The organism is Streptomyces hygroscopicus subsp. hygroscopicus, from assembly GCF_001553455.1.
In the GTDB taxonomy this organism is placed as follows: domain Bacteria; phylum Actinomycetota; class Actinomycetes; order Streptomycetales; family Streptomycetaceae; genus Streptomyces; species Streptomyces hygroscopicus.
This window is the reverse complement of record NZ_BBOX01000060.1, coordinates 1-4,007: the sequence shown is the minus strand read 5'-3', so window position 1 is coordinate 4,007 and position 4,007 is coordinate 1. Positions and strand designations below refer to the sequence as shown.

The window sequence follows — 4,007 nt, the reverse complement described above, 5'->3', positions numbered from 1 at the left end:
GGCGTATTGCCCAGCTTCCCCGGCTTTGCTCAGGGAGCGTGGGCAGGTCGATCAGGTGTGTCGGGATCACGATGACCGTGTATCCGTTGCGCATGCCTGCATCCGGCCGTGACCATTCCACGGTGCTTGCCCCAGGGCTGATACACAACTGAGCGGATACCGCGACGCGCCTGATACGCGGTCGAGATCAGCAGGAAGACCGCTGGGCCCAGAGTCGAGGCCGGACGGGACGGCCGGGTGCTGTTCCTCCGCACAAGCCCGCCGGAGCGATGCCCGGCAGCGGACGAAAGAGGAGTCACTCATGCGTAAGTGGACAAGCCGAAGGGCGGCCGCCGTCCTGACGACGGGGGTCGCGGTGACCGCGGCGCTGGTGCCCGCCTTACCGGCGCAGGCCATCGTGGGTGGCACCGAGTCAACCAAGGCGTATTCGTTCACGGGCTCGTTCCAGCTGTCCTATCCCGCGCCACCGCGCCCGGACCAACACGGCTGTGGGGTGGAGGTCCTTGCGCCGCAATGGGTCCTGACCGCCAGCCACTGCGCCGGCCGGAACCCGACCGGGGCGAGGGCGGGTGTCCCGCGTGGCTGGAAGGTCCGGGTCGGGTCACTGGACACCACATCCGGGGGCGAGGTCGCCGAGGTCGACCACTACTACCGGCTGGCGACCAATAGCGATGAGGGAGGGTTCTGGGGCCGCGACCTCGCATTGATGCATCTGCGGACACCGGTTCGGGCCAAGCCGGTGCGGATCGCCTCGACCACGCCGCCGGACAACACTCCCGTCCGCATCATGGGCTGGGGCATGACCTGCGACGACATGGACAACGCGGCGTGTTTCCCCAAGCGGCTGCGGGAGGCTGACACCGTGGTGCAGCCGAAATCGGAGTGTCCGCAAGCCGGCGAAGGAGAGTTGTGTATCGGTAGCAGCGACGGCAGCGTCGCCGCGTCCAACATGGACTCCGGTGGGCCTGCGCTGGTCCGCGAAGGCGACCAGTGGGCCCTGGCCGGTACGGTCAGTGGCCCCGACGAAAGCGGCAAGACGCTGTACACCGATGTCACCAAGCACGCCGACTGGATCAACGGCATCATCACGGGCACCAACGTGCCCCCCGATGATGTGATCCCGGACGTGGAAGGCGTGGTGGACCTGGACAACTGTGTAGGCTCGGTGGTCCGCACCGCCACCTCCCGGCCGCAGGACCCGGCGCTGGTGCTGACCAACGGTCACTGCGTGGAGGGACAGCGGCCCGCGCCCGGAACCGCAATAGTGGACCAGCCGGCCGACCGCGAGGCGTATATCGCCGACCATCAGGGCTACCCCCAGACCACCGCCCGTACGAAACGGCTGGTGTACGCGACGATGACCGGCACCGACATCGCGCTCTACCGCCTGGACAAGACCTACAAGCAGTTGAAGGCCGAGAGCGCGAAAACCTTCCAACTCACCACCACCCCCGTGCGCGCAGGCGACCCGCTGACCATGGCCTACGCCAGCCAGCGCTTCAACTGCACCGCCGAGGCCGTGGTCCCGCACCTGCGGGAGGGCGGCTACCAGCAGAACGACTCGATCCGCTACGCCACCAGCAAAGACTGCGCCCCCTGGTTCGGCACATCCGGTTCGGCGCTGCTGGCCCCCGACGGCACCACGGTCGCGGGGATCCACAACACCCACAACGATGCCGGCGAGCAGTGCACCGACGACAACCCTTGCGAGGTGGACTCGGACGGAACCGTGACCTCCGTGAAGGGCCGTGGCTACGGCCAGCAGGTCTACATGATCCCGGCCTGCCTGACCAAGGGATCGAAACTGGACCTGTCCCAGCAGGGCTGCACCCTCACTGGTGCCCCGCCCCGCTCTGACCGCCACGACAGCCACTCCGGCGACCACAACCGGTAGCGGCTCTGGCGCCCACAAGACCGCTGTACTCCGCATGCCGGTGGGAGCAGTCGAGGTGATCCCTTGCGACAACGAGGGGCACTCGGCCTGGTACTTCTCCACAGTCCGTACACGTACGTGTACGGCAAGATGTGTCACGCGTTCGTGTACTCGGCGTCGGTGGTATCTGGGCTTGATCCGCATCCGGACGAGGCCGTCCGGGTCTTACGTCGAGCGGTCGAGCTGGGCATCACCTTCATCGACACGGCGGACGCCTACGGCCCGTGCGTCAACGAGCAGCTGATCCGCAAGGCACTGCACCCCTACGCCGATGACCTCGTCATCGCCACCAAGGGCGGCGTGACACGTCCGGGTCCGGACGACTGGCGCCCCAGCGGCCGACCCGTGTTTCTGCGTCAACGGGTGGAGCTGAGTCTGCGACACCTCGGACTCGAGTGCATTGATCTGTACCAGCTGCACCGTAGCGACCCCGACGTCCCGCTGGCCGAGCAGCTCGGCGCGTTGGCCCAGATGCAGCAGGAGGGCAAGATCCGTCACCTCGGACTATCCGAGGTGACGGTCGAGCAGCTCAAGTTGACATCGTCTCCGTGCAGAACCTCTACAACCTCGCGAACCGGTCGGCCGAGGACGTACTCACGTACGCCGAGGCCGAGAACATCGCCTTCATCCCTTGGTTCCCGATCGCCACGGGCGAACTTGCCCGCCCCGGCGGCCCGCTGGACGGCCCGTCCCGGCTGCACGACGCGAGCCCCGCGCAGCTCGCCCTCGCCTGGCTGTTGCGCCGCTCCCCGGTGATGCTTCCGATACCGGGCACGTACAGTGCCGCCCATCTGGAGGAGAACGTCAACGCCGCCCTGGTGCGACTCGACGACAAGGAATTCGAGGCCCTCACCGCCGCCGCCTAAACTCGCGGGGCGGGAGGGTCAGCACCTTGGTGTGGGTCGGCGCCGAGCGGCCGGCCGAGAGCTGCGCCGCCTGGTCCAGGCCGGCGCGCGCCGACTGCCCGGCCCAGACGCCGGAGGAAACCTCGGCCTTCTCGTGAGCCGTCTGTTCTCCCTCGTCCGCCGCCAGCCTGCGGTTGCGGCGGACGGAGGACCAGAAGGCCCAGGCGATCAGGACGACACCGATGAGACCGGTGACCACCTCGGGGATCTGGTAGCGGATGGAGATCATGAGGATCACCGCCAGCGCGCCGATCGCGTAGTGCGCGCCGTGCTCCAGGTAGACGTAGTCGTCGAGGGTGCCCTGGCGGACCAGGTCGACCGTCAGGGAACGGACGTGCATCGCGCCGATACCGAGGCCGAGCGACATCAGGACGATGTCGTTGGTGATCGCGAAGGCGGCGATGACACCGTCGAAGGAGAAGGACGCGTCCAGAACCTCCAGGTAGAGGAACATGAAGAAGGCGGCCTTGCCTGCCATCCCGATCAACAGGCGACCAGGGGTTTCCTTCACCGCCGCAGCTCGTCGGCCCCCGGGGCTCGAAGCAGACCTCTTCCCCATGGCTATCGCGTGGGAAAGAGGTGTCCGCGCACGAGACCGGCTTGCCCACCAGGGTTGACCTTCGAGAACGGGCGGTGTCCGATTTGAGAGGTCCACACCTTCGGTCACACCTGCGGTCCCCCGCTGAAAGCAACCGTCCAGCCAACGGTTCAGCCGCCGCTCGGTGCACCCCTCTCCGGGGCGAGCACGGCCTCCAGGCGTTCGTAGAGAGCGCGGGACGAGGCGGGCGCGGACCTGGACGCAGCGCACGGTGCCCTCCGGCGTCGCGGACAGCCGGCCTTCAGCCTCGCGCAGGACGACGTCGGCGAGTGCCCGGGGCCCGCTGCTCTTCGGCAGCTGGTTCGCGCGGCGCCGGACGTCGGCGGCGACCGCGCGAGCGTGACTGGTCAGATGGAGGGCGATCTGCTCGTAGTCGCGGGTCGTGAGCGTGTCCTCGCCGGTCCAGGCGAGGACGGCCTTGACGAGGCACTCGTACGGCTCGCGGTCGAGCGGGAGCTCCGCCTCGATCAGCCCGTCGGGGTCGTACAGGACGGTGTGGGCACTGGTGTGCATGGCGGGCCTCGCTGCTGGGGCGTCTTCGCGCGGGTGGTCGGCGGTCACCGCTGGGTGT

At 68.1% G+C, this 4,007-nt stretch carries 2 protein-coding genes and 2 pseudogenes; 3 read left to right on the top strand and 1 reads right to left on the bottom strand.

Translation table 11 applies throughout. The features are described from left to right. Positions 1 to 301 precede the first annotated feature (301 nt). Both AXW62_RS07925 and AXW62_RS07920 read left to right on the top strand, forming a co-directional pair. The gene (locus tag AXW62_RS07925) at positions 302 to 1,894 is read left to right on the top strand and encodes a S1 family serine peptidase (protein ID WP_060943873.1); all 1,593 of its coding nucleotides are present in this window, start codon (positions 302 to 304) and stop codon (positions 1,892 to 1,894) included. Positions 1,895 to 2,011: 117 nt separating this feature from the next. Further along, positions 2,012 to 2,799: pseudogene (locus AXW62_RS07920) on the top strand (aldo/keto reductase). 106 nt (positions 2,800 to 2,905) lie between these two features. On the opposite strand, the pseudogene AXW62_RS07915 reads toward AXW62_RS07920, so the two are convergent. Next, positions 2,906 to 3,316, bottom strand: a pseudogene (locus AXW62_RS07915) (DUF475 domain-containing protein); the annotation flags it as partial. 459 nt (positions 3,317 to 3,775) lie between these two features. Here AXW62_RS07915 and AXW62_RS45050 point away from each other — a divergent pair. Further along, on the top strand, positions 3,776 to 4,007 hold a 232-nt coding region (locus tag AXW62_RS45050; RefSeq protein ID WP_185929766.1), incomplete at its 3' end, for a hypothetical protein.

Coding starts and splice junctions, on each gene's coding strand:
- AXW62_RS07925 (WP_060943873.1), top strand. CDS start 302: ATGCGTAAGTGGACAAGCCGAAGGGCGGCCGCCGTCCTGACGACGGGG.